At 73.0% G+C, this 21345-nt stretch carries 15 protein-coding genes and 1 pseudogene; 5 read left to right on the top strand and 11 right to left on the bottom strand.

Annotation, left to right across the window (positions count from 1 at the left end):
* Window positions 1-206: 206 nt before the first annotated feature.
* Complete coding sequence (locus ACZ58X_RS36215; protein ID WP_470337824.1) at window positions 207-1619, top strand: amino acid permease; 1413 nt, start codon at window positions 207-209, stop codon at window positions 1617-1619.
* Window positions 1620-1686: 67 nt separating this feature from the next.
* Here the strand turns inward: ACZ58X_RS36215 and ACZ58X_RS36210 are convergent, their stop codons facing one another.
* A complete protein-coding gene (locus ACZ58X_RS36210; protein WP_470337823.1) occupies window positions 1687-2319 on the bottom strand; it encodes a mycothiol-dependent nitroreductase Rv2466c family protein in 633 nt (210 codons plus the stop codon).
* A gap of 228 nt (window positions 2320-2547) precedes the next feature.
* On the opposite strand from ACZ58X_RS36210, the gene pepN reads away from it, so the two are divergent.
* On the top strand, window positions 2548-5112 hold the full coding sequence (pepN, locus tag ACZ58X_RS36205) for an aminopeptidase N (RefSeq protein WP_470337845.1): 2565 nt from the start codon (window positions 2548-2550) through the stop codon (window positions 5110-5112).
* Between the two features lie 84 nt (window positions 5113-5196).
* On the opposite strand, the gene ACZ58X_RS36200 is transcribed toward pepN, so the two are convergent.
* The 4 genes from ACZ58X_RS36200 to ACZ58X_RS36185 form a co-directional block, all read right to left on the bottom strand.
* The gene (locus ACZ58X_RS36200; protein WP_470337822.1) at window positions 5197-6507 is read right to left on the bottom strand and encodes a glycoside hydrolase family 18 protein; all 1311 of its coding nucleotides are present in this window, start codon (window positions 6505-6507) and stop codon (window positions 5197-5199) included.
* A gap of 166 nt (window positions 6508-6673) precedes the next feature.
* The gene (gene acnA / locus ACZ58X_RS36195; protein WP_470337821.1) at window positions 6674-9319 is read right to left on the bottom strand and encodes an aconitate hydratase AcnA; all 2646 of its coding nucleotides are present in this window, start codon (window positions 9317-9319) and stop codon (window positions 6674-6676) included.
* A 221-nt stretch (window positions 9320-9540) separates the two neighbouring features.
* Window positions 9541-9699, bottom strand: a complete 159-nt coding sequence (locus tag ACZ58X_RS36190) for a hypothetical protein (protein WP_470337820.1) — start codon at window positions 9697-9699, stop codon at window positions 9541-9543.
* Window positions 9696-10784, bottom strand: coding sequence for a hypothetical protein (locus ACZ58X_RS36185; protein WP_470337819.1), 1089 nt, complete (start codon window positions 10782-10784; stop codon window positions 9696-9698). The genes ACZ58X_RS36190 and ACZ58X_RS36185 overlap by 4 nt, the downstream gene beginning before the upstream one ends.
* Before the next feature lie 29 nt (window positions 10785-10813).
* On the opposite strand from ACZ58X_RS36185, the gene ACZ58X_RS36180 reads away from it, so the two are divergent.
* Window positions 10814-11161 carry a hypothetical protein gene (locus tag ACZ58X_RS36180; RefSeq protein ID WP_470337818.1) on the top strand — a complete coding sequence of 116 codons (348 nt, stop codon included), beginning with the start codon at window positions 10814-10816 and terminating at the stop codon, window positions 11159-11161.
* 80 nt (window positions 11162-11241) lie between these two features.
* Window positions 11242-11775, top strand: a complete 534-nt coding sequence (locus tag ACZ58X_RS36175) for a superoxide dismutase family protein (protein WP_470337817.1) — start codon at window positions 11242-11244, stop codon at window positions 11773-11775.
* 10 nt (window positions 11776-11785) lie between these two features.
* Here the strand turns inward: ACZ58X_RS36175 and argF are convergent, their stop codons facing one another.
* The 3 genes from argF to ACZ58X_RS36160 all read right to left on the bottom strand — a co-directional run bounded on the left by argF (window position 11786) and on the right by ACZ58X_RS36160 (window position 17254).
* Window positions 11786-12787: an ornithine carbamoyltransferase gene (gene argF, locus ACZ58X_RS36170; protein WP_470337816.1), complete on the bottom strand. Its 1002-nt coding sequence runs from the start codon at window positions 12785-12787 to the stop codon at window positions 11786-11788.
* Window positions 12788-13007: 220 nt separating this feature from the next.
* On the bottom strand, window positions 13008-15611 hold the full coding sequence (locus tag ACZ58X_RS36165) for a polynucleotide kinase-phosphatase (protein WP_470337815.1): 2604 nt from the start codon (window positions 15609-15611) through the stop codon (window positions 13008-13010).
* A complete protein-coding gene (locus ACZ58X_RS36160; protein ID WP_470337814.1) occupies window positions 15608-17254 on the bottom strand; it encodes a 3' terminal RNA ribose 2'-O-methyltransferase Hen1 in 1647 nt (548 codons plus the stop codon). The genes ACZ58X_RS36165 and ACZ58X_RS36160 overlap by 4 nt, the downstream gene beginning before the upstream one ends.
* Before the next feature lie 141 nt (window positions 17255-17395).
* Between ACZ58X_RS36160 and dapD the strand changes: the two genes are divergently transcribed.
* Window positions 17396-18385 carry a 2,3,4,5-tetrahydropyridine-2,6-dicarboxylate N-succinyltransferase gene (dapD, locus tag ACZ58X_RS36155; RefSeq protein WP_470337813.1) on the top strand — a complete coding sequence of 330 codons (990 nt, stop codon included), beginning with the start codon at window positions 17396-17398 and terminating at the stop codon, window positions 18383-18385.
* Between the two features lie 87 nt (window positions 18386-18472).
* Here the strand turns inward: dapD and ACZ58X_RS36150 are convergent, their stop codons facing one another.
* From ACZ58X_RS36150 to helR, 3 genes and pseudogenes are all read right to left on the bottom strand, one after another.
* Window positions 18473-18724, bottom strand: coding sequence for a DUF6087 family protein (locus tag ACZ58X_RS36150; protein WP_470337812.1), 252 nt, complete (start codon window positions 18722-18724; stop codon window positions 18473-18475).
* Window positions 18694-18771: pseudogene (locus tag ACZ58X_RS36145) on the bottom strand (hypothetical protein); the annotation flags it as partial. The pseudogene ACZ58X_RS36145 and the gene ACZ58X_RS36150, both read right to left, overlap by 31 nt.
* 140 nt (window positions 18772-18911) lie before the next feature.
* Window positions 18912-21074 carry an RNA polymerase recycling motor ATPase HelR gene (helR, locus tag ACZ58X_RS36140; RefSeq protein ID WP_470337811.1) on the bottom strand — a complete coding sequence of 721 codons (2163 nt, stop codon included), beginning with the start codon at window positions 21072-21074 and terminating at the stop codon, window positions 18912-18914.
* Window positions 21075-21345 lie beyond the last annotated feature (271 nt).

Genomic DNA, 21345 nt, shown 5'->3' with positions numbered 1-21345 from the left:
TGCGCCGACCCCACGGTTTCGGACAAAGCACCGCCCACGAAGCTTGTCGGAACCGGCTTCCGGCGACTCTCGGCGAACCGGCCGCCACGCACGGTCACCGCCCGGTCCGCATGGTGGGCCCGCGGCGGACCTCGTTGGCATGAGCAGCGGGGGCCCCGGATATTGGACAGCTCATGCCGCATTCCGCACAGTCTGGATCCACCCCTATGGCCCCCACCTCCGCGCCCCCGGCGCCCGGGACCACCGACGCTCCCCCGCCGTCCGGTGGCCAGCAGCTCAGCCACGGACTCAAGCAGCGCCACCTGTCGATGATCGCCCTCGGCGGCGTCATCGGCGCCGGCCTGTTCGTGGGCTCCGGCGCCGGCATCGCGGCCGCCGGGCCGGCGATCATCCTCGCCTTCACCCTCTCCGGCCTGCTGGTCATGCTGATCATGCGGATGCTCGGCGAGATGTCCGCCGCCCGCCCCGCCTCCGGCTCCTTCTCGGTGCACGCCGAACAGGAGATCGGCCCCTGGGCCGGGATCACGGCCGGCTGGATGTACTGGGTGATGCTCTGCTGCGGCGTCGCCGCCGAGGCCACCGCCGCCGGGAAGATCGTCAACGGCTGGATACCCGGGGTCTCCGCCTGGGTCTGGGTCGCCCTGTTCATGGTGTTCTTCTGCACCAGCAACCTCACCGCGGTGAAGAACTTCGGCGAGTTCGAGTTCTGGTTCGCCACCATCAAGGTCGCCGCGATCATCGCCTTCCTGGTCATCGGCGGGCTCGGCATCGCCGGCGTGATCGGCCCCGGCGCCCCCGGCAGCACCAACCTCACCGGCCAGGGCGGCTTCCTGCCCACCGGCGTCAGCGGACTGATCGTCGGCCTGCTCGCCTCGGTCTTCGCGTACGGCGGCCTGGAGACGGTCACCATCGCCGCGGCCGAGTCCGACGACCCCAAGAAGAACGTCGCCAACGCGGTGCGCACCGCCGTGTGGCGGATCGCGATCTTCTACATCGGCTCGATGGCCCTGGTGGTCACCCTGGTCTCCTGGAAGGACCCGTCGGTCGTCGCCGACGGCCCGTACGTCACGGTGCTGCGCCACCTCGGGGTGCCCGGGGCCGGGACGATCATGGAGGTGGTGGTGCTGATCGCGCTGCTGTCCGCGATGAACGCCAACATCTACGGCGCCTCCCGGATGGCGTACTCGCTGGTCGGCCGCGGCCAGGGCCCCAAGGCGCTGGCCAAGGTGTCCGGCGGGGTGCCGCGCCGGGCCGTGCTGGCCTCCTGCCTGTTCGGCTTCGGCGCCGTGCTGGCCGCCAAGTTCTGGCCGGACACCGTGTTCACCTGGCTGATGAACACCACCGGCGTCGCCATCCTGGTGGTCTGGCTGTTCATCTGCATCGTCCAGCTGCGGATGCGCCGCCGGCTGGAGCGCGAGGCGCCCGAGCTGCTCACCGTGAAGATGTGGGGCTACCCGTACCTGACCTGGGTCGCGATGGCCGCCGTGGCCGGCATCCTCGCGCTGATGACCACCACCGAGGGCAACCGCCAGCAGCTGTACGCGGCCGGGGTGCTGGTCGCCCTGCTGAGCGCGGCCGGGCTGCTCAAGCAGCGCCGGGACGCGGCCGCGGGGCGCTGACGGACGGACCACGGCGAAGGCCCGGTACCCGCACGGGGTACCGGGCCTTCGCCGTGCGCGCCGGGGCCTACTCGAAGGACGGGCCGGCCGTCCGGGTGCGCTTGATCTCGTAGAAGCCCGGGGTGGAGGCCACCAGCAGGGTGCCGTCCCACAGCCGGGCCGCGGCCTCGCCCTTGGGGGCCGGGGTGACCACCGGGCCGAAGAAGGCGACCCGGTCGCCGTCCGCGCCCTCGACCGCGATCACCGGGGTGCCGACGTCCTCGCCGACCAGGGTGATGCCCTCCTTGTGGGAGGCGCGCAGGGCCTCGTCGTACGCGTCGGTGCCGGCCGCGTCCGCCAGCTCGGCGGGCAGGCCGGCGGCCACCAGGGCGGCCTCGATGGTCTCCCGGTTCTGCGGCAGGCCCTGGTTGTGGAAGCGCAGGCCCAGCTCGGTGTAGAGCCGGCCCAGCACCTCGTCGCCGTGCTGCTGGGCGGCCGCGATGCAGACCCGCACCGCGCCCCAGGCGTTGTCCAGCAGCTCGCGGTAGCTCTGCGGCAGGTCGCGGTGCTCGTTGAGCACCGACAGGCTCATCACGTGCCAGTTCACGTCGACCGGACGCAGCTGCTGGACCTCGATCAGCCAGCGGGAGGTCATCCACGCCCACGGGCAGGCCGGGTCGAACCAGAAGTCGGCGGTCTTGCGCTCAGCGGCAGTCGTCACTGGGTCTCGTCCTTCGTGAGGTGTTCCGAGGCAGGGGGTGTCGCCCCCCACCCGGACCTCAACACCCGCGCGCCGCCGCTGATTCCGGCCCCGGACGCGGCGGGCTGTGCAATGGTACCGGCCGGGGCGGGCGTGAAAGGATGCCCCTGCGTGCGCGATGCACACCGCGCACGGATCCGCACCATCCACGCACGCACCACCGTGCGGGCCGGACAAAGGAGTACCGCCGTGCCGGGCAAGAACCTGAGCCGCGAGGAAGCACAGCAGCGAGCCGGCGTCCTGGCCGTCGACGGCTACACGGTCCGGCTGGACGTGACCTCGGCCCCCGACCCGGCGTCCGCCACCTTCCGCTCCACCACCACGGTCGCCTTCCGCTGCGACCGGCCCGGCGCCGCCACCTTCCTCGACCTGCTGGCCCCCGCCGTCCGCTCGGTCACCCTCAACGGCCGCGAGCTGGACCCGGCCACCGCCTACGACGGCGCCCGGGTGCACATCGACGGGCTGGCCGCCGAGAACGTCCTCACCGTCGAGGCCGACTGCGCCTACAGCCGCACCGGCGAGGGCCTGCACCGCTTCGTCGACCCCGCCGACGGCGAGACCTACCTCTACACCCACTACGAGCCGGCCGACGCCCGCCGGGTGTTCGCGACCTTCGAACAGCCCGACCTCAAGGCCCCGTTCACCTTCACGGTGACCGCCCCGGCCGCCTGGGACGTGCGCTCCAACGCCGTGCACGAGCACGTCACCGCCGAAGGCGACGCCCGCACCTGGGAGTTCGCGCCGACCAAGCCGATCTCCACCTACCTCACCGCCGTGGTGGCCGGCCCGTACCACGTGGCCACCGACCACTACAGCCGCGAGCTCGCCGACGGCACCACCCTGGAGATCCCGCTCTCCGCGCTCTGCCGCCGCTCGCTCGCCCCGCACTTCGACGCGGAGGAGATCCTCGGCGTCACCAAGCTCGGACTCGACTTCTTCCACGAGGAGTTCGACTACCCGTACCCCTTCGGCAAGTACGACCAGGCCTTCGTCCCCGAGTACAACATCGGCGCGATGGAGAACCCGGGCTGCGTGACCTTCAAGGAGGAGTTCATCTTCCGCTCGAAGGTCACCGACGCCGCCTACGAGTCCCGCGCCAACGTCATCCTGCACGAGATGGCGCACATGTGGTTCGGCGACCTGGTCACCCCGCGCTGGTGGGACGACCTGTGGCTCAAGGAGTCCTTCGCCGACTTCATGGGCTCCTACGGCCTGATCGGCGCCCGCACCCGCTACTCCTCCGCCTGGGTCACCTTCGCCAACCAGCGCAAGGCCTGGGCCTACCGGCAGGACCAGTTCCCCACCACCCACCCGATCACCGCCGACATCCGCGACCTCGAGGACGCCAAGCTCAACTTCGACGGCATCACCTACGCCAAGGGCGCCTCCGTCCTCAAGCAGCTGGTCGCCTACGTCGGTTCGGAGGCCTTCTTCGAGGGCGCCCGCCGCTACTTCAAGCGGCACGCCTTCGGCAACACCGAACTCGGCGACCTGCTGGGCGTGCTGGAGGAGACCAGCGGCCGCGACCTCAAGAGCTGGGCCGCCGCCTGGCTGCAGACCGCCGGCGTCAACGCGCTCACCCCGCAGGTCACCACCGACGCCGAGGGCCGGATCACCGAACTCGCCGTCCTCCAGGACGGCGACATCCTCCGCCCGCACCGGATCGCAGTCGGCCTGTACGACCGGGACGCCGACGGCGCCCTGGTGCGCACCGAGCGGATCGAGCTGGACGTCACCGGCGCCCGCACCGTCGTCACCGGGGCCGTCGGCCGTCAGCGCCCGGCCCTGGTCCTGCTCAACGACGAGGACCTCACCTACTGCAAGATCCGCTTCGACGCCGACTCGCTGGAGACCCTGCGCACCGGCCTCGGCGACATCCGCGACGAGCTGGCCCGGGCGCTCGCCTGGTCCGCGGTCTGGAACCTCACCCGGGACGGCCTGATGCCGGCCCGCGACTACGTCGCCCTGGTGCTGCGCTTCGCCGGCCAGGAGGGCAACATCGGCGTGCTGCAGTCGCTGCACACCCAGGCCAGGACCGCCGTCGACCTGTACGCCGCCCCCGAGTGGCGCGCCGAGGGCGCCCGCCGGCTCGCCGACGGCGCCCTGCGCGAGCTGCGCGGGGCCGTCCCCGGCAGCGACCACCAGCTCGCCTGGGCCCGCTTCCTGGCCCAGACCGCGGGCGGCGCCGAGCACCTCGGCCTGGTCCGCGGACTGCTGGCCGGCAGCGCCCGGATCGACGGCCTGGAGGTCGACCAGGAGCTGCGCTGGGCGCTGTGGCTGGCCCTGGCCGCCGCCGGGCAGGCCGGTGACGAGGAGCTCGCCGGGGAGCTGGCCGCCGACAACACCGCCGGCGGCAAGCGCCAGTACACCCAGTGCCTGGCCGCCCGGCCCACCCCGGAGGCCAAGGCCGCCGCCTGGTCGGCCGTGATCGACTCGGACGAGCTGCCGAGCGCCCTGGTCGAGGCCAACAGCGCGGGCTTCGCGATTCCCGCCCAGCGCGACCTGACCGCCCTCTACGCGGCGCCGTACTTCAAGCTGCTGGAGAAGGTCTGGGCGGAGCGGACCATCGAGATCGCGATGCGGATCGTCGGCGGCTTCTTCCCGATCGCCCAGACCGACGAGCACACCCTGGCCGAGGCGGACACCTGGCTGGACGGTCACCCGCAGGCCGCGCCGGCGCTGCGCCGGCTGGTGCTGGAGCGCCGGGACGACCTGGCCCGCGCCCTGCGCGCCCAGGCCTGCGACCGGGCCTGACACCACCCCGGAGGGGCCCGCCGACCACGTGTCGGCGGGCCCCTCCGGCGTACCGGTCGGCGCCGGGGCGGGCCCCGGCCGGGGTCAGTCCCGGCGCAGGCCGCGGTCGAGGGCGGCGATCGCGCTGCCCTTGGCGTCGTCGCCGTCCAGGGACCACACCATCACCCCGGCCAGGTCGTTCCGGCGCGCGTAGCGGGCCTTCTCGGTGAGCACCTCGGCGGTGTCGTAGCTGTAGAAGGTGGAGCCGTCGTACTTCCAGGACGCACCGTGGTCGCGGTCCACGTACACCGTGCCGGGCAGCGCGTTGAGCTCGGCGTAGGAGTGGTCGGGAGCGGCGGCGGTGGCGCTCCGGTGGAGGCCGCCGCGCCCGCCGGGGGCGACGCCCGTCCAGCCGTGGCCGTACAGCGGGGCGCCGAGGACGAGCTGCCGGGAGGGCAGGCCGCGCTCCTGGTAGTGGGTGACGGCCGCGTCCGCGCTGCGCCGGCGGGCGTCCGGGTCGGCGGGGTCCGAGTAGAGGTTGGCCTGGTGGTTGGTCGGGCCCTTGCCCTCCCAGGGGCCGTGCAGGTCGTAGGTCATCAGGTTGAGCCAGTCCACCGACCGGCTCAGCTCGGGCAGTTCGAGCCGGTCGGCGACCGTCTCGTTCGCGGCGACGGCGGCGGTGAGCAGGTAGTGCTTGCCCTTCCGGCCGCCCAGCGCGTCGAGTTGGCGGCGGAACTCGGCCATCAGCAGGGTGTAGTTGCGGCCGTCCTCGGGGCGGACCACGTTGCCGGCGTCCCCGCCGCCGCCCGGGTACTCCCAGTCGATGTCGATGCCGTCGAAGACGCCGGCGGCCGCGCCCGCGCCGCCCTCCGGGGAGCCGGGCAGGACCGGCAGGTCGCCCTTGAGGTAGAGGTCGATGCAGGAGGAGACGAACTTCTTGCGGGCGGCGTCGGTGGCGGCCGCGTCCGAGAAGTACGTGGACCAGCTCCAGCCGCCCAGTGAGATGACCGTGCGCAGCTGCGGGTTCTTCGCCTTGAGCTTGCGCAGCTGGTTGAGGTGGCCCTTGAGCCGCTGGCCGGGGGCGTCGGCGACGCCGTCCACCGATTCGGCGGCGGAGAAGGCGCGTTGGTAGTCGTCGTGGGCGTCGCCCCGGCCGGAGTCGTTGCTCTCGAAGCAGGTGCCGTCCGCGGAGACGTTGCCGAAGGCGTAGTTGATCACGGTCAGCTTGGCGGCCTGGCCGGAGTCCTGGACGCGCTTGGCGGAGCTGTCGGCGCCCCACTGGGTGAAGTAGCCGACCCGCTGGCCCCTCGGTCCGGGGCCGTGGTGGCCGCTCTCCGCGGCGTTGGCGGCGGTGGGGGCGACGAGCAGGGCGGCGACGGTGGTGGCGGCGAGCAGGGCTGAGGCGCGAGTGGGCATACCGGACCCGTTCTCTGAGGCGGCGTCAAATGGTCTGGACCAGATGGCACAGAGGTTTAGTCCATGGGCCGGGTGACGCACAAGAGGACGTCCGCTTCCGGTGCAGCATGCAAAAGGGGCCGGACCGCGTGGCGCGGTCCGGCCCCCTCGGGCGCTAACGCGGAGCTCAGCCGATCAGCGAGCGCAGCACGTACTGCAGGATGCCGCCGTTGCGGTAGTAGTCCGCCTCACCGGGGGTGTCGATGCGGACGACCGCGTCGAACTCCTTGCCACCGGCGTTGACCTTGACGGTCTTCGGGGTGCGGCCCTCGTTGAGCTCGGTCACGCCGGTGATGGAGAAGGTCTCCTCGCCGGTCAGGCCGAGGGACTCGGCGTTCTCGCCCTCCGGGAACTGCAGCGGCAGGACGCCCATGCCGATCAGGTTCGAGCGGTGGATGCGCTCGTAGGACTCGGCGATGACGGCCTTGACGCCGAGCAGCGCGGTGCCCTTGGCGGCCCAGTCACGGGACGAGCCGGAGCCGTACTCCTTGCCCGCCAGGACGACCAGCGGGGTGCCGGCGGCCTGGTAGTTCTGCGAGGCGTCGTAGATGAACGACACCGGGGCGTCGGCCTGGGTGAAGTCGCGGGTGTAGCCGCCCTCGGTGCCCGGCGCGATCTGGTTGCGCAGACGGATGTTGGCGAAGGTGCCGCGGATCATGACCTCGTGGTTGCCACGGCGCGAGCCGTAGGAGTTGAAGTCACGCTTCTCGACGCCGTTGGCGGTCAGGTACTGCGCCGCCGGGGTGCCCGGCTTGATGTTGCCGGCCGGGGAGATGTGGTCGGTGGTGACCGAGTCGCCCAGCTTGGCCAGGACGCGGGCGCCGGCGATGTCGGTCACCGGGCTCGGGGTCTTGGCCATGCCCTCGAAGTACGGGGGCTTGCGGACGTAGGTGGACTCGGCGTCCCACTCGAAGGTGTTGCCGGTCGGGACCGGGAGCGACTGCCAGCGGTGGTCACCGGCGAAGACGTCCTGGTAGCCCTTGTCGAACATCGCCTCGTCGATGGAGCCGGCGACGGTGTCGGCGACCTCCTGCTCGGTCGGCCAGATGTCGGCGAGGAAGACGTCGTTGCCGTCGGCGTCCTGGCCCAGGGCGTCCTTGGTGATGTCGACGTTCATGTTGCCGGCAAGGGCGTAGGCGACCACCAGCGGCGGGGAGGCCAGGTAGTTCATCTTGACGTCGGGGTTGATCCGGCCCTCGAAGTTGCGGTTGCCGGAGAGCACCGAGACGACCGCGAGGTCGGCCTCGTTGACGGCGGCCGAGACCTCCTCGGGCAGCGGGCCCGAGTTGCCGATGCAGGTGACGCAGCCGTAGCCGACCAGGTTGAAGCCCAGCTTCTCCATGTACGGGAGCAGGCCGGCCTTCTCGTAGTAGTCCATGACGACCTTGGAGCCGGGCGCCAGGGTGGTCTTGACCCAGGGCTTGACCGTCAGGCCCTTCTCCACGGCCTTCTTCGCCAGCAGGGCGGCGCCCAGCATGACGGAGGGGTTGGAGGTGTTGGTGCAGGAGGTGATCGAGGCGATCACGACCGCGCCGTTGTCGATCTCGTAGGTCGAGCCGTCGGGGGCGGTGACGGCGGTCGGCTTCGAGGCCTCGGCGGAGTAGGTCGGCAGCGCCTCGGCGAACCGCTCGGCGGCCTCGGCCAGGATCACGCGGTCCTGCGGGCGCTTCGGGCCGGAGATCGACGGGACGACGGTGGAGACGTCCAGCTCCAGGTACTCCGAGTAGACCGGCTCGTGCGCCGGGTTGTGCCAGAGGCCCTGCTCCTTGGCGTACGCCTCCACCAGGGCGAGCTGCTGCTCGTCACGGCCGGTGAGCTTGAGGTAGTTGATGGTCTCGGCGTCGATCGGGAAGATCGCGCAGGTCGAGCCGAACTCCGGCGACATGTTGCCGATGGTGGCGCGGTTGGCCAGCGGGATGGAGCCGATGCCGTCGCCGTAGAACTCGACGAACTTGCCGACCACACCGTGCTTGCGCAGCATCTCGGTGATGGTGAGCACCAGGTCGGTGGCGGTGGTGCCGGCCGGCAGCTCGCCGGTCAGCTTGAAGCCGACGACGCGCGGGATCAGCATGGAGACCGGCTGGCCGAGCATCGCGGCCTCGGCCTCGATGCCGCCGACGCCCCAGCCCAGCACGCCCAGGCCGTTGACCATGGTGGTGTGCGAGTCGGTGCCGACGCAGGTGTCCGGGTAGGCCTGGCCGCCGCGGACCATGACGGTGCGGGCCAGGTGCTCGATGTTCACCTGGTGGACGATGCCGGTGCCCGGCGGGACGACCTTGAACTCGTCGAAGGCGGTCTGGCCCCAGCGCAGGAACTGGTAGCGCTCCTTGTTGCGGCCGTACTCGATCTCGACGTTCTGGGTGAACGCGTCCTTGGTGCCGAACTTGTCGGCGATGACCGAGTGGTCGATGACCAGCTCGGCCGGGGCCAGCGGGTTGATCTTGGCCGGGTCGCCGCCCAGCTCCTTGACGGCCTCGCGCATGGTGGCCAGGTCGACCACGCAGGGGACGCCGGTGAAGTCCTGCATGATCACGCGGGCGGGCGTGAACTGGATCTCCTGGCTCGGCTGGGCGTTCTCGTCCCAGTTGCCCAGCGCGCGGATGTGGTCGGCGGTGATGTTCGCGCCGTCCTCCGTGCGGAGCAGGTTCTCCAGCAGCACCTTGAGGCTGTAGGGCAGCCGCTCGGAACCCTCGACGGCGGAGAGCTTGAAGATCTCGTACGACTCGTCGCCCACCTGCAGCGAGCTGCGGGCGTCGAAGCTGTTCGCGGACACGACTGACTCCTTCTGGGTGCTTCGTGCGATATCCGGCCGCCACGCTGGTAAGGTCAGCCTTACTTAGGCTGACCTTGCCGCATCGCCGGTGAGCGCCTCTCGGCAAGTATCTTGATGTCGAGATATATCGTAAGGGGCAGTTATCTCGATGTCGAGATAAACCATAGTGCATGCCGCCGCCATCACCACCGCAGGCATGCCCCGATGCGTTTCGACGCAGGTCAACGGCCGTCCGGGCCGCGACGCTTGCGCTCCAGCCGGATCAGCCAGACCGCCCCCGCCACGATCGCGGCGGCCACCAGCAGCACCGCCACGAGCTCACCGCCGGAACCGCCGATCGGCTCGGGAGCGACGTCGGCCAGCAGGGTCGTCGTCCTCATACCTTCACCTCCTTTCCTCCGGTCCGCACCCGGTCCGCCTCCGGGCCCCCGCCCGGACCGCGGCACTCGCCCAGGCCCTCGCCCAGGCCCTCACCCCGACCCTCGCCCAGGCCGAGCAGCAGCACCAGCAGCACCGGGAACTCCAGATACGCGTGGTAACTCGCCAACGCCGCGTACACCGAGCGGCCCTGGGCGTAATCCACGGCGAACAACACGGCCAGCAGCCCGCCCGCCGCCACCCCCAGCGCCCACGCCCGGCCACCCCGCAGACCCGGCACCCGGGCGTCGAAACGCTCCGCCGCCTCCGGCGCGTACCTCGGCAGGAACCACACCCACACCACGTAGTGCATCGACTGCAGGAAGGCGAACACCGCCAGGAAACGCAGCCCCACCTGCGGCGTCAGCCAGCCCGGCGGGGTGTAGACCGCCGCCAGCCGGTCCGTCCAGCCGCCCGGCCGCTGGGACAGCCAGCCGTCCAGCCACCCGCTCAGCACCAGCGCCGGCACCAGCAGCACCCAGCCGCACTGCAGGACCAGGAACGCCGCACGCCCCCGCGCCAGCCGGCGCGACCACTCCACCAGGAACAACAGCGGCACCACGTTGTGCAGGTGCGCCAGCACCACGAAGTGGTACGCCGGGAAGGCCAGCGAGGCCGAAGCCGCGCCCACCAGCCCCACCCCCGCGACCGCCAGCAGCACCGGACGCCCGCGCAGCCCGTACCGGCAGGCCGCCGCCAGCAGCCCGTACGCCAGCAGGATCTCCGCCGACCGGGACACCCACGACACCGGCAGCAGCCGGCACACCACGATCCCCGTCACCAGCACCAGCAGCAGCCGCACCAGCGGACCGGCCAGCACCGCCGCGAACCGGCCCGCCACGTAACGCAGCTCCAGCACGTTGTGCAGCAGACCGAACACCGCCAGCCCCAGCACCGCCAGACCCGTCGGCGCGCGCAGCGCCAGCACCAGCGCCACCACCGCCGCCAGCGCGAAACCCGCGAACGGCGCCCCGCCCAGCCGCACCGCCGGACCGGGCGCGGGCCAGGGCCCCGCCGTGGCGCCCGCCCCCACCCCCGTGCTCGCCATGCTCCCCCTCCCGTGGCACGATCCCCGCCGTGCGCTACCCCGCCGCCCTCGCCCTCACCCTGCTGACCGAGACACCCGTCTACACCGCCGCCCTCACCCGGATCGGCCACGTGCGCCCCCGGCGGGCGGCAGCTGTCGGCGTGCTCGTCAACCTGGCCACCCACCCACTGCTCTGGTGGACCCTCCGGCACTGGACCGACGGGCCCGCCGCAGCGTACTGGACCGGCTTCGCGCTCAGCGAGATCGCGGTCTGCGCCGCCGAGGCCCTGTTGCTGTGCCCCCTCGCCGGGCTGCGCCCGCGCGACCCGCTGCCCTGGATCGCCTCCGCCACCGCCAACGCCATCTCCCTGCTCGCCGGGCTGCTGCTCGGCGGCTGACGTCCACCCCGGGAGTGTCCCGGACGGCCCGGCCGCGTTAGCAGGGTGACCGTCGCCCTGCCCGTGGAAGGCCCCGACCGATGCCCGCTCCGCTCGCCGCCGCCCTGCTGCCGCTGGCCCTGCTCGTCCCCGCCGCCCCGCCGGTCTCCGTCGTGGAGGCGGCCTTCGACCCGGCGACCGCCTTCGTCCCGCCGGCCGCGGTCAGCTACGCCCAGGACCTCGTCCCGTACGGCTCGCACGCCCGGATCGTCACCGACCGCTCGGAGCCCGGGCGGACGGTGCTCACCCTGACGGTCACCGGACTCGCCCCCGACCACGAGTTCCCGGTGCACCTGCACACCGGCACCTGCGGGGCCGACCCGGCCGCCTCCGGGCCGCACTACCAGGACGCCGTCGACCCGGTGCAGCCCTCCACCGACCCGGCGTACGCCAACGACCGCAACGAGCTGCGGCTGGCGCTGCGCACCGACGCCACGGGCGGGGGCACCGCCACCGCCGCGGTCGACTGGCAGCCGCGGCCCGGCGAGGCGCGCTCGCTGGTACTGCACGCGGGCACCCCGGCCGGCCCGCACGCGGCGGGCGACCGGGTGGGCTGCGTCAAGCTGGACCGGTAGCGCCGGCCCCTCACGAACCGAGGGTGGCGACCAGGACCGCCTTGATGGTGTGCAGGCGGTTCTCGGCCTGGTCGAACACGATGGAGTGCGCCGACTCGAACAGCTCGTCGGTGCACTCCAGCTCGGTCATCCCGGTCGCCTCGTACATCTGCCGCCCGACCACGGTGCCGAGGTCGTGGAAGGCCGGCAGGCAGTGCAGGAACTTCACGTTCGGGTTGCCGGTGGCCCGGACGGTGTCCATGGACACCTGGTACGGCTCGAGCAGCGCGATCCGCTCGGCCCACACCTCCTTGGGCTCCCCCATCGACACCCAGACGTCGGTGTAGAGGAAGTCGGCTCCGGCCACGCCCTCGGCCACCTCCTCGGTCAGCGTGATCCGGGCCCCGGTGCGCCCGGCCAGCTCCTGCGCCGCCTTCTGCACGTCCTCGGCGGGCCACAGGGCGCGCGGGGCGACGATCCGGACGTCCATGCCCAGCAGGGCGCCGGTGACCAGCAGCGAGTTGCCCATGTTGGAGCGGGCGTCGCCGAGGTAGGCGAGGGCGACCTCGGTGAGCGGCTTCGCGGTGTGCTCGGTGACGGTGAGCACGTCGGCCAGCATCTGGGTGGGGTGCCACTCGTCGGTCAGGCCGTTCCAGACCGGGACACCGGCGTGCTCGGCCAGCTCCTCGACGATCTCCTGGCCGTGGCCCCGGTACTCGATCCCGTCGAACATCCGGCCGAGCACCCGGGCGGTGTCCTTGACGGACTCCTTGTGGCCCATCTGCGAACCGGACGGGTCCAGGTAGGTGGTGGTGGCACCCTGGTCGTGCGCGGCCACCTCGAAGGCGCAGCGGGTGCGGGTGGAGGTCTTCTCGAAGATCAGCGCGAGGTTCTTCCCCCGCAGCCGGGGCTGCTCGGTGCCCGCATACTTGGCGGCCTTGAGCGCGGCCGCGAGGTCCACCAGGAAGCGGAACTCCTGGGGAGTGAAATCGAGCTCCTTGAGGAAGTGCCTGTTCCGGAGGTTGAAGGCCATGCCGGGCTCCTGGGGTGACGGGGCTGGGGGGAAAGTGGCAGTGTATACGACGCTCGGAATTTCTATACGGAATGGGGGTGAAGGAGGGGAAGCCCCGGGCGGGACTTCCCCTCCTTCACCGACAGCCGGCATGCGCCTACGGTCCGGGTGCTCCCACAGCCGGGGTGCGCCTATGGCCGGGCGCTCCTACAGCCGGGGTGCGCCTACAGTCGGGGTACTCCTACAGCCGGGGGTCGACCGGCTCCGACTCCAGGGCGAGCACCGCGAACACCGGCTCGTGCACCCGCCACAGCGGCTCCCCCGCCGCCAGCCGGTCCAGCGCCTCCAGGCCCAGCGCGTACTCGCGCAGCGCCAGCGACCGCTTGTGGCCCAGCGAGCGCATCCGCAGCCGCTCCAGGTGCTCGGTGTAGTCCGGGCCGTAGATGATCCGCAGGTACTCCCGCCCGCGGACCTTCACACCCGGCTGCACCAGGCCGCCCGGGCGGCCCTCGCCCCGCACCGTCCGCACCACCGACGCCAGCGGCTTGACCACCATGCCCTCGCCGCCCGCCGCCGTCAGCTCCTCCCACCAGGCGGTGGCGGCCGCCACCGAGGCCTCGTCCCCGGTGTCCACCAGGACCCGGCCGGTGCGGTGCAGCACCGGCGCCGCCCCGTCGTCGGCCGCGACCAGGCGGTCGATCAGGGCCAGGTGCTCGTCGTGCGGCCGCACCGCCAGGTTCGCCCCCTCCGCGGCCAGCAGCTGGAACGGCGCCAGCCGGATGCCCGACAGGCCCTCGGTCGGCCAGCAGTAACGCCGGTACGCCTCGGTGAACGCCCGGGCGTCGGCGGCGCGGCGGCGCTGGCGGGCGGTCAGCTCACCGAGCTCCAGCCCGCGCGCGGCCGCCTGCTCCAGCGCCGACAGCACCTCCGGCAGGGCGGCGCCGGCCGCCGCGCCGACCGCGGCGTACTGGCGGCGCAGCAGCTCCACCGCCTTCAACGACCACGGCATCAGCTCGGCGTCCAGCAGCAGCCAGTCGCTGCCCAACTCCTCAAACAGGCCCGCCCGTTCGGCCGCCGACCGGACCCTGCCGAGCACCGCGCCGGTCAGCTCCTCGTCGTCGAGGAAGGCCCGGCCGGTCCTGGTCCAGATCGCCCCCGGACCGGCCACCCCGAACCGCCGCTCCAGCGCGGCGGCATCCCGGGCGACCAGCAGCACCGCGCGCGAGCCCATGTGCTTCTCCTCGCACACCAGGTGCCGGACCCCGTCCGCGCGGTAGGCGGCGAAGGCCTCCTCCGGGTGCTCCAGGAAGCCCTCCCGGCGGGAGGTCGGGCTCGGCGCCATGGTCGGCGGCAGGTAGGCGAGCAGCCGCGGGTCCAGCGCGAAGCGGCTCATCACCTCCAGCGCGGCCGCCGCGTTCTCCTCCCGCACCGCCACCCGGCCATGCAGGGCGGTCTCCACCACCCGGCGCCCCGCCACATCGGCGAGGTCCAGCGGACGGCCCTCCCGGGCTCCCGGCGCGTCGGTCAGCAGCGGACGCACCGGGGCGTACCACTCCCGCTCCGCGTCGACGCTCACCAGCTCGCGCTCCGGGTAGCGCAGCGCGGTCAGGCTGCCGCCGAAGACGCAGCCGGTGTCCAGGCAGATGGTGTTGTTGAGGAAGCTCGCGCTCGGCACCGGGGTGTGGCCGTAGACCACCAGCGCCCGACCCCGGTACTCCTCCGCCCACGGGTAGCGCACCGGCAGGCCGTACTCGTCGGTCTCGCCGGTGGTCTCCCCGTACAGCGCGTGCGAGCGCACCCGGCCGGAGGCCCGGCCGTGGTAGCGCTCCGGCAGGCCGGCGTGGCAGACCACCAGGGCGCCGCCGTCCAGCAGGTAGTGGCTGACCAGGCCGCGCATGAAGGCGCGCACCTCGGCTCGGAACTCCTCGCTCTCCCCGGCCAGTTGGTCCAGCGACTCCTGGAGGCCGTGCGAGACGGTGACCTTCTTGCCGGCCATCGCCCGGCCCAGCTTGTTCTCGTGGTTGCCCGGCACGCAGATCGCGTGACCGGCCGCTACCATGCCCATCACCAGGCGCAGCACACCCGGGGTGTCCGGGCCGCGGTCGACCAGGTCACCGACGAACACGGCGGTGCGGCCCGCCGGGTGGACGGCGTCCACCGGACGGCCCTCGGCATCCCGGGCCAGGGTGTAGCCGAGGCGGGTCAGCAGGGTCTCCAGCTCGGAGCGGCAGCCGTGGACGTCACCGACGACGTCGAACGGGCCGGTGAGGTGGCGCAGGTCGTTGTAGCGCTTCTCCGGCTCGATCACGGCGGCCGCCACCTCGGCCTCGCCGCGCAGCACGTGCACCTTGCGGAAGCCCTCGCGCTCCAGGCCCCTGAGGGACCTGCGCAGCTCGCGGTGCTGGCGCGGGACGACGTGCGCGGGCAACTGGCGGTCCGGGCGGGAGCGGTTGCGCTCCGCGCACACCCCCGGCGGGACGTCCAGCACGATCGCGATCGGCAGCACGTCGTGCGCCCGGGCGATCTCCACCAGCTGCCGGCGGGCCTGCGGCTGCACGTTGGTCGCGTCCACCACGGTGAGGCGGCCGGCCGCCAGGCGCTTGCCGACGATGTAGTGCAGCAGGTCGAAGGCCTCGGCGGACGCCGACTGGTCGTTCTCGTCGTCGGACACCAGGCCGCGGCAGAAGTCGGAGGAGACCACCTGGGTGGGCAGGAAGTGGCGGCGGGCGAAGCTGGACTTGCCCGCGCCGCTGGTGCCGATCAGGACGACGAGGGAGACCTCGGTGACGGGGAGGCGGCGGGGGGCGGGGGCCTGGTCGGGGGTGTGGGTCGCGTCCTCGGTCATCGGGTCTCGCCTCCTTCGGGCGTGGTGGTGGTCGCGGTGGCGGTGGCAGGGGCGATGGCGGAGTGGGTGCGGGGGTCGGTCACGGCGTCGGCGTCGGTGGCGGTGGCGGTGGCGGTGCGGAACAGGGCGAGCTGGGTCGGCGGGCCGACCTCCGGGTCCTCCGGGCCGACCGGGCGCAGCTCCACCGTGTAGCCGTACGCCGCCGCGACCTTCCCCGCCCAGGCCCCGAACTCGGCGCGCGACCACTCGAAGCGGTGGTCGGCGTGCCGGACCCGGCCCGCCGGCAGGCTCTCCCAACGGACGTTGTACTCGACGTTGGGCGTGGTGACGACCACCGTCCTCGGGCGGGCCGCGCCGAACACCGCGTACTCCAGGGCCGGCAGCCGCGGCAGGTCCAGGTGCTCGATCACCTCGCACAGCACCGCCGCGTCGTACCCCTTCAACCGGGCATCGGTGTACGTCAGCGCACCCTGCGCCAGCGTCACGCGCGCCGCCAGCCGCTCGGGCAACCGCTCAAGGCGCAGCCTGCGCTTGGCCGCCTGCAACGCCCGCGCCGACACGTCCACCCCGAGGATCTCGGTGAACCGGGCGTCCTTCATCAGCTCACCGATCAACTCGCCCTGTCCGCAGCCGAGATCGGCCACGCGGGCGGCGCCGCCGTCGCGCAGGGCGGCCAGGATCACGGCGCGGCGCCGCTCGGCCAGGGACGGCGGCCGGGGCTCCCGGCCGTCCGGCCCGTCCGGCCCGTCCTGCCCGCCCGGCCCGTCCTGGGCGGGTTCGGCGGCCTCCTGCCCCTCCTCCTCGGGCCGGTCGTCGACCGCGTTGTCGATCTCCTCGACCTCGCGGTCGTCCGCCTCGGCCAGCCGGGCCAGCTCCAGCCGCTCCATCGCGGCCCGGGTCAGCGACCAGCGCCGGGACAGGTAGCGGCGGGCGATCAAGGCACGCTCCGGGTGCGCCGCCAGCCAGCCCTCGCCGGCAGCGAGCAGCTTGTCCACCTCGTCCGGAGCGACCCAGTAGTGCTTCGCGCCGTCCAGCACCGGCAGCAGCACGTACAGCTGCTGCAGCGCGTCGGCCAGCCGCACCGACTCCGAGGCGAGCACGACCCGCACGTAGCGGGACTCCCCCCACTCCGGGAAGGCCTCGTCCAGCGGGACCGCCGTCGCCTCCACCCGCCAGCCCAGCGGCTCGAACAGCCGGGCCACCATCGCCGGACCGCCGCCCTCGCCCGCGCCGTTCGCGGGCACCGCGGGCAGCTCGATCCGCAGCGGGCGGACCAGCCCCGGCAGCTCCGGGCGGGCCGGGCAGTCGCCCTTCATCGCCGACCGGAACACCGTCCGCAAGGCCACCGCGAGCAGCGAGGACGCGGCGTACGGGCGGTCGTTGACGTACTGGGAGAGCGCGAAGTCGGGCGAACCGCCGCGCCCCCTGCCGTCGCCCCGGGCCTTGCGGACCAGCGCGATCGGGTCGATGTCCAGCAGCAGCGCCGCGGTGCAGGCCTCGTCCTCCGCCCGGGGGTAGAAGACGTGGGCCTCACCGTGCGACGTCGTGAACCGCTGGACCTTGCCGGGATGCTTGTGCAGCAGGAACCCGAGATCCGTCGCCGGGCTCTCGGCGCTGCCGGTAGTGGAAATCGACATGAACACCCGGCCGAGTATTGCCCAGCGGGAGACGTCCGGGCACCGGGTTTTCCCGCCCCGCGCAGCGCCGACCTGCGGGTCCGGCCCGCCCGTCCGGACGATGGGCGTGTTCGGCAGCCGGGCCCCCCATTGGTTAACGTGCACGGTGTGACTGCTGAATCCACCTCCCTTATCAAGGGCGCCGTGGCCGCCGGCCTGGCCACCATCGCCGCCGACGGCACCGTCCTCGACACCTGGTACCCCGCCCCCGCGCTGGCCGCCGAACCCGGCCCGGCCGGCACCGTGCGCCTGACCGCCGAGCAGGCCGAGGCCGAGCTCGGTGCCGGCGCCGCCGAAGCGCTGCGTGCCGACGCCCGCCGCGGCGTCGAGGTGGTCGCCGTGCGCACCACCATCGCCTCGCTCGACGAGAAGCCGCTCGACACCCACGACGTGTACCTGCGCCTGCACCTGCTCAGCCACCGGCTGGTCCGGCCGCACGGCCTGAACCTGGACGGCATCTTCGGCCTGCTCGCCAACGTCGCCTGGACCAGCATCGGCCCCGTCCCGGTCGACCGGGTCGAGCAGGCACGCCTCGCGGTCCGCGCCCAGGGCGGCCAGCTGGCCGTCTACGGGATCGACAAGTTCCCGCGGATGACCGACTACGTCGCCCCCGGCGGTGTGCGCATCGCCCACGCCGACCGCGTCCGGCTCGGCGCCCACCTCGCCGTCGGCACCACCGTGATGCACGAGGGCTTCGTCAACTTCAACGCCGGCACCCTCGGCACCTCGATGGTCGAGGGCCGGATCAGCGCGGGCGTCGTCGTCGGCGACCACAGCGACATCGGCGGCGGCGCCTCGATCATGGGCACCCTGTCCGGTGGCGGCAAGCAGGTCGTCTCCGTCGGCGAGCGCTGCCTGCTCGGCGCCAACGCGGGCATCGGCATCTCGCTCGGCAGCGACTGCGTCGTCGAGGCCGGCCTGTACGTCACCGCCGGCACCCGGGTCACCACCCCGGACGGCACGGTGGCCAAGGCCGTCGAGCTGTCCGGCCAGGACAACCTGCTGTTCCGCCGCAACTCGCAGACCGGCGCGGTCGAGGTCATCGCCCGCTCCGGCTCCTGGGGCGGCCTGAACGCGGACCTGCACGCCCACAACTGACCTGTGGGGCAAGACCGTTGAGTCGAGGGGCCCGGCGCGGGAAGCGCCGGGCCCCTTCGGCTTGCGCGGCCCCGGTGGCCCCGGTGGCTACGGGCGGCGGTGGCGCCCCGGCGCCTTCCGCGGCCGCGGCGCAGCGTACGGGGGCCGCCGTACGCCGTCGCCCTCGATGCCGTGCAGGATCCGCTGGGCGACGGCGTAGTCCTCGGCCACCGGCTCCGGCAGCCACTGGAAACCGTCCCAGCGCACGATCAGCCGCGGCCCGTCCCGCCCCACCCGGGCACCGCGCGGCCCCCTCCGTCGAGCGGCACCGCCATCAACTGCCCTACCGGTCGCGGCCATTGCTCCCGCCGCTCGGCCCACGCCGCCAGCGGTTCGTCCTCGTCCATCGCCCCAGTCCGGCCCGGGCACGCCGACCACCGACAGCCCCGTCACCCGACCGGGGGGGGCGACCGGTGCCGGTACCGGCACCGGTCGCCCCCTCGCTCGGCAGCGGCCGTCAGCAGCCGTCAGCAGTCGCCAGCGCCCGTCAGTGGCCGCGCAGGACGACGAGCTGACGGGTCGCCCTGGTCATCGCGACGTAGCGGTCGACCGCGCCCTCGACACCGTCACCGAACGCCTCCGGATCGACCAGAACCACCAGGTCGAATTCCAGCCCCTTGGCCAACTCCGGGGTGAGCGAACGGACCCGCGGCCGCTCCCGGAACCCCGGATCGCCGATGACGCAGGCGACGCCCTCGTCGTGCTCGGCGAGCCAGGAGTCCAGGACCGCCGGCAGTTCCGCCACCGCGCCGTGCCGCACCGGAAGGCCGCTGCTGCGCACCGAGGTCGGCACGTTGGCGTCCGGCAGCGCCGCCCGGACGACCGGCTCGGCCTCCGCCATCACCTCGGCCGGCGTGCGGTAGTTGATGCTCAGCGAGGCCATCGTGGTGCGGTCGAAGCCGACCCGGTCGAGCCGCTCCTGCCACGACTCGGCGAAGCCGTGCCTGGCCTGGGCCCGGTCCCCGACGATGGTGAAACTCCGGGACGGGCAGCGGCGCAGCAGCATCTGCCACTGGGCGTCGGTCAGTTCCTGGGCCTCGTCCACCAGGATGTGGGCGAACGGGCCCGCCAGCGGCTCCGCTTCGGCGGCGGGCAGCGCGTCCTCGTCGACCAGGGTGTCCTGGAGGTCCCGGCCGCGCAGCATCGTCACCACGCCCTCGCCGTCGTCGTCGGCCTGGATCAGGTCGCCGATCACGTCCGCCATCCGCTCGCGCTCGGCGGCCGCCGAGGCACGCCGGCGCTGCCGGCGCAGGGTCGCCTCGCGGTCCCCGAGCCGCTGCCGGGCCGCGTCCAGCAGCGGCAGGTCGGAGACCGTCCACGCCTGCGGGGCGTGCTTGCGCTGGAGCGTGCGGACCTCCTCCGGGGTGAGGTGCGGCGCGCACATCCGCAGGTAGGCGGGCACCGACCAGAGGTCGCCGACCAGGTCCGTCGCCTCCAGCAGCGGCCACGCCCGGTTGAGCGTGCCGACCAGCTCGCGGTCCTGCCGCAGCGCCCGACGGAACTGCTCGGGCGAGACCTCCTCCTCGTCGTCCTGCTCCAGCCTGTCCAGCAGGATCGCCACCAGCTCGTCCCAGATCTGCTCACGCGCCTCGTTGTGCGGGGTGCCCGGATCCGGGGCGTCGAAGGCCTCGGCCCAGTCCTGGGCGCTCAGCCGCAGGTCCGCCCAGGGGGTGCTGACCAGCAGCTCCTCGGACGGCGGCTCCTCGTAGAACCGGACGGCCCTCTCGATCGCCCGCACCGACTCCACCGAGGACTTCAACCGCGCCACCTCCCGGTCCGCCTCCTCCGGCGCGTCCGCGCCCTCGGGCACCAGGTCCCGCAGGGTGCAGGTGCGCACGCCCTCCTCGCCGAGGCTGGGCAGGACGTCGGCGACGTAGTTCAGGTAGGGCTGGTGCGGGCCGACAAACAGCACCCCACCACGGCGGTGGCCGAGGCGGGGGTCGGCGTACAGCAGGTAGGCGGAGCGGTGCAGGGCCACCACGGTCTTGCCGGTGCCGGGGCCGCCGTCGACCACCAGGGCGCCGCGCGAACCGGCCCGGATGATCGCGTCCTGGTCGGCCTGGATGGTGGCCAGCACGTCCCGCATCCGGGCCGAGCGGTTGCCGCCCAGGCTGGCGATGAAGGCGGACTGGTCGTCCAGTGCGGCGTGCCCGGCGAGGCCCTCCGCGGTGAACACCTCGTCCCAGTAGTCGGAGATCCGGCCGCGGGTCCAGCGGTAGCGGCGGCGGCTCGCCAGGCCCATCGGGTCCGCGTGGGTCGCCGCGAAGAACGGCTCGGCGGCGGGCGAGCGCCAGTCGATCAGCAGCCGTCGGCCCTCGCTGTCGGTCAGCCCGAGCCGGCCGATGTACAGCGGCTCGGCGCCCTCCTCGGTGACGATGCGCCCCAGGCACAGGTCCAGGCCGTAGCGGCGCAGGGTGCGCAGCCGGCCGCTCAGCCGGTACACCTCGATGTCGCGGTCCATCGCCGCCTGCCCGGCACCTCCCGGGGCGCGGCGCACGGCGTCGAGCTGGTCGGAGAGTTCGGCGATCGCCCGCGCCAGGCTCTCCGCGATCGCCGCGAAGTGCCGCTCGTCGGCCACGACGAGCGCCCGGTCGGCCTTGGCGGACAGCCGCTCGGGGAGGTCGAAAGCGCTGGTGGTCAGGGGGTTCATGGCATCAGCTCCGATCTGAGGCCTGCGATTGTGCGCCATCCCGGGGGCCTTGCCGCAAGGCCCCCGGTGCGCTATATGTTGAGAGTGGCAAGGGGTGGGTTCTCCCCCTTCCTCTCTTCTCGGGGCTCTCGCATCGGCACTCTCTTCGGCTCTTCGGGCGCCCGGGGGGGGGGGGGGGGCGAGGCGGGGGGGGTGGTGTTGGTTTTTGATGGTTTTTTTGGGGGGGGGGGGGGGGGGAAGGAAGATAAGCCAAAAAGGAAGGGAGGAGGGG

This window comes from Kitasatospora sp. NPDC040550 (assembly GCF_055594965.1).
This window is presented reverse-complemented; position numbering and strand designations above follow the sequence as displayed.

Coding starts and splice junctions, on each gene's coding strand:
- ACZ58X_RS36165 (WP_470337815.1), bottom strand. CDS start 15,611: ATGACCGAGGACGCGACCCACACCCCCGACCAGGCCCCCGCCCCCCGC.
- ACZ58X_RS36215 (WP_470337824.1), top strand. CDS start 207: ATGGCCCCCACCTCCGCGCCCCCGGCGCCCGGGACCACCGACGCTCCC.
- helR (WP_470337811.1), bottom strand. CDS start 21,074: ATGAACCCCCTGACCACCAGCGCTTTCGACCTCCCCGAGCGGCTGTCC.
- ACZ58X_RS36190 (WP_470337820.1), bottom strand. CDS start 9,699: ATGAGGACGACGACCCTGCTGGCCGACGTCGCTCCCGAGCCGATCGGC.
- ACZ58X_RS36175 (WP_470337817.1), top strand. CDS start 11,242: ATGCCCGCTCCGCTCGCCGCCGCCCTGCTGCCGCTGGCCCTGCTCGTC.
- argF (WP_470337816.1), bottom strand. CDS start 12,787: ATGGCCTTCAACCTCCGGAACAGGCACTTCCTCAAGGAGCTCGATTTC.
- ACZ58X_RS36185 (WP_470337819.1), bottom strand. CDS start 10,784: ATGGCGAGCACGGGGGTGGGGGCGGGCGCCACGGCGGGGCCCTGGCCC.
- ACZ58X_RS36200 (WP_470337822.1), bottom strand. CDS start 6,507: ATGCCCACTCGCGCCTCAGCCCTGCTCGCCGCCACCACCGTCGCCGCC.
- ACZ58X_RS36150 (WP_470337812.1), bottom strand. CDS start 18,724: ATGGCCGCGACCGGTAGGGCAGTTGATGGCGGTGCCGCTCGACGGAGG.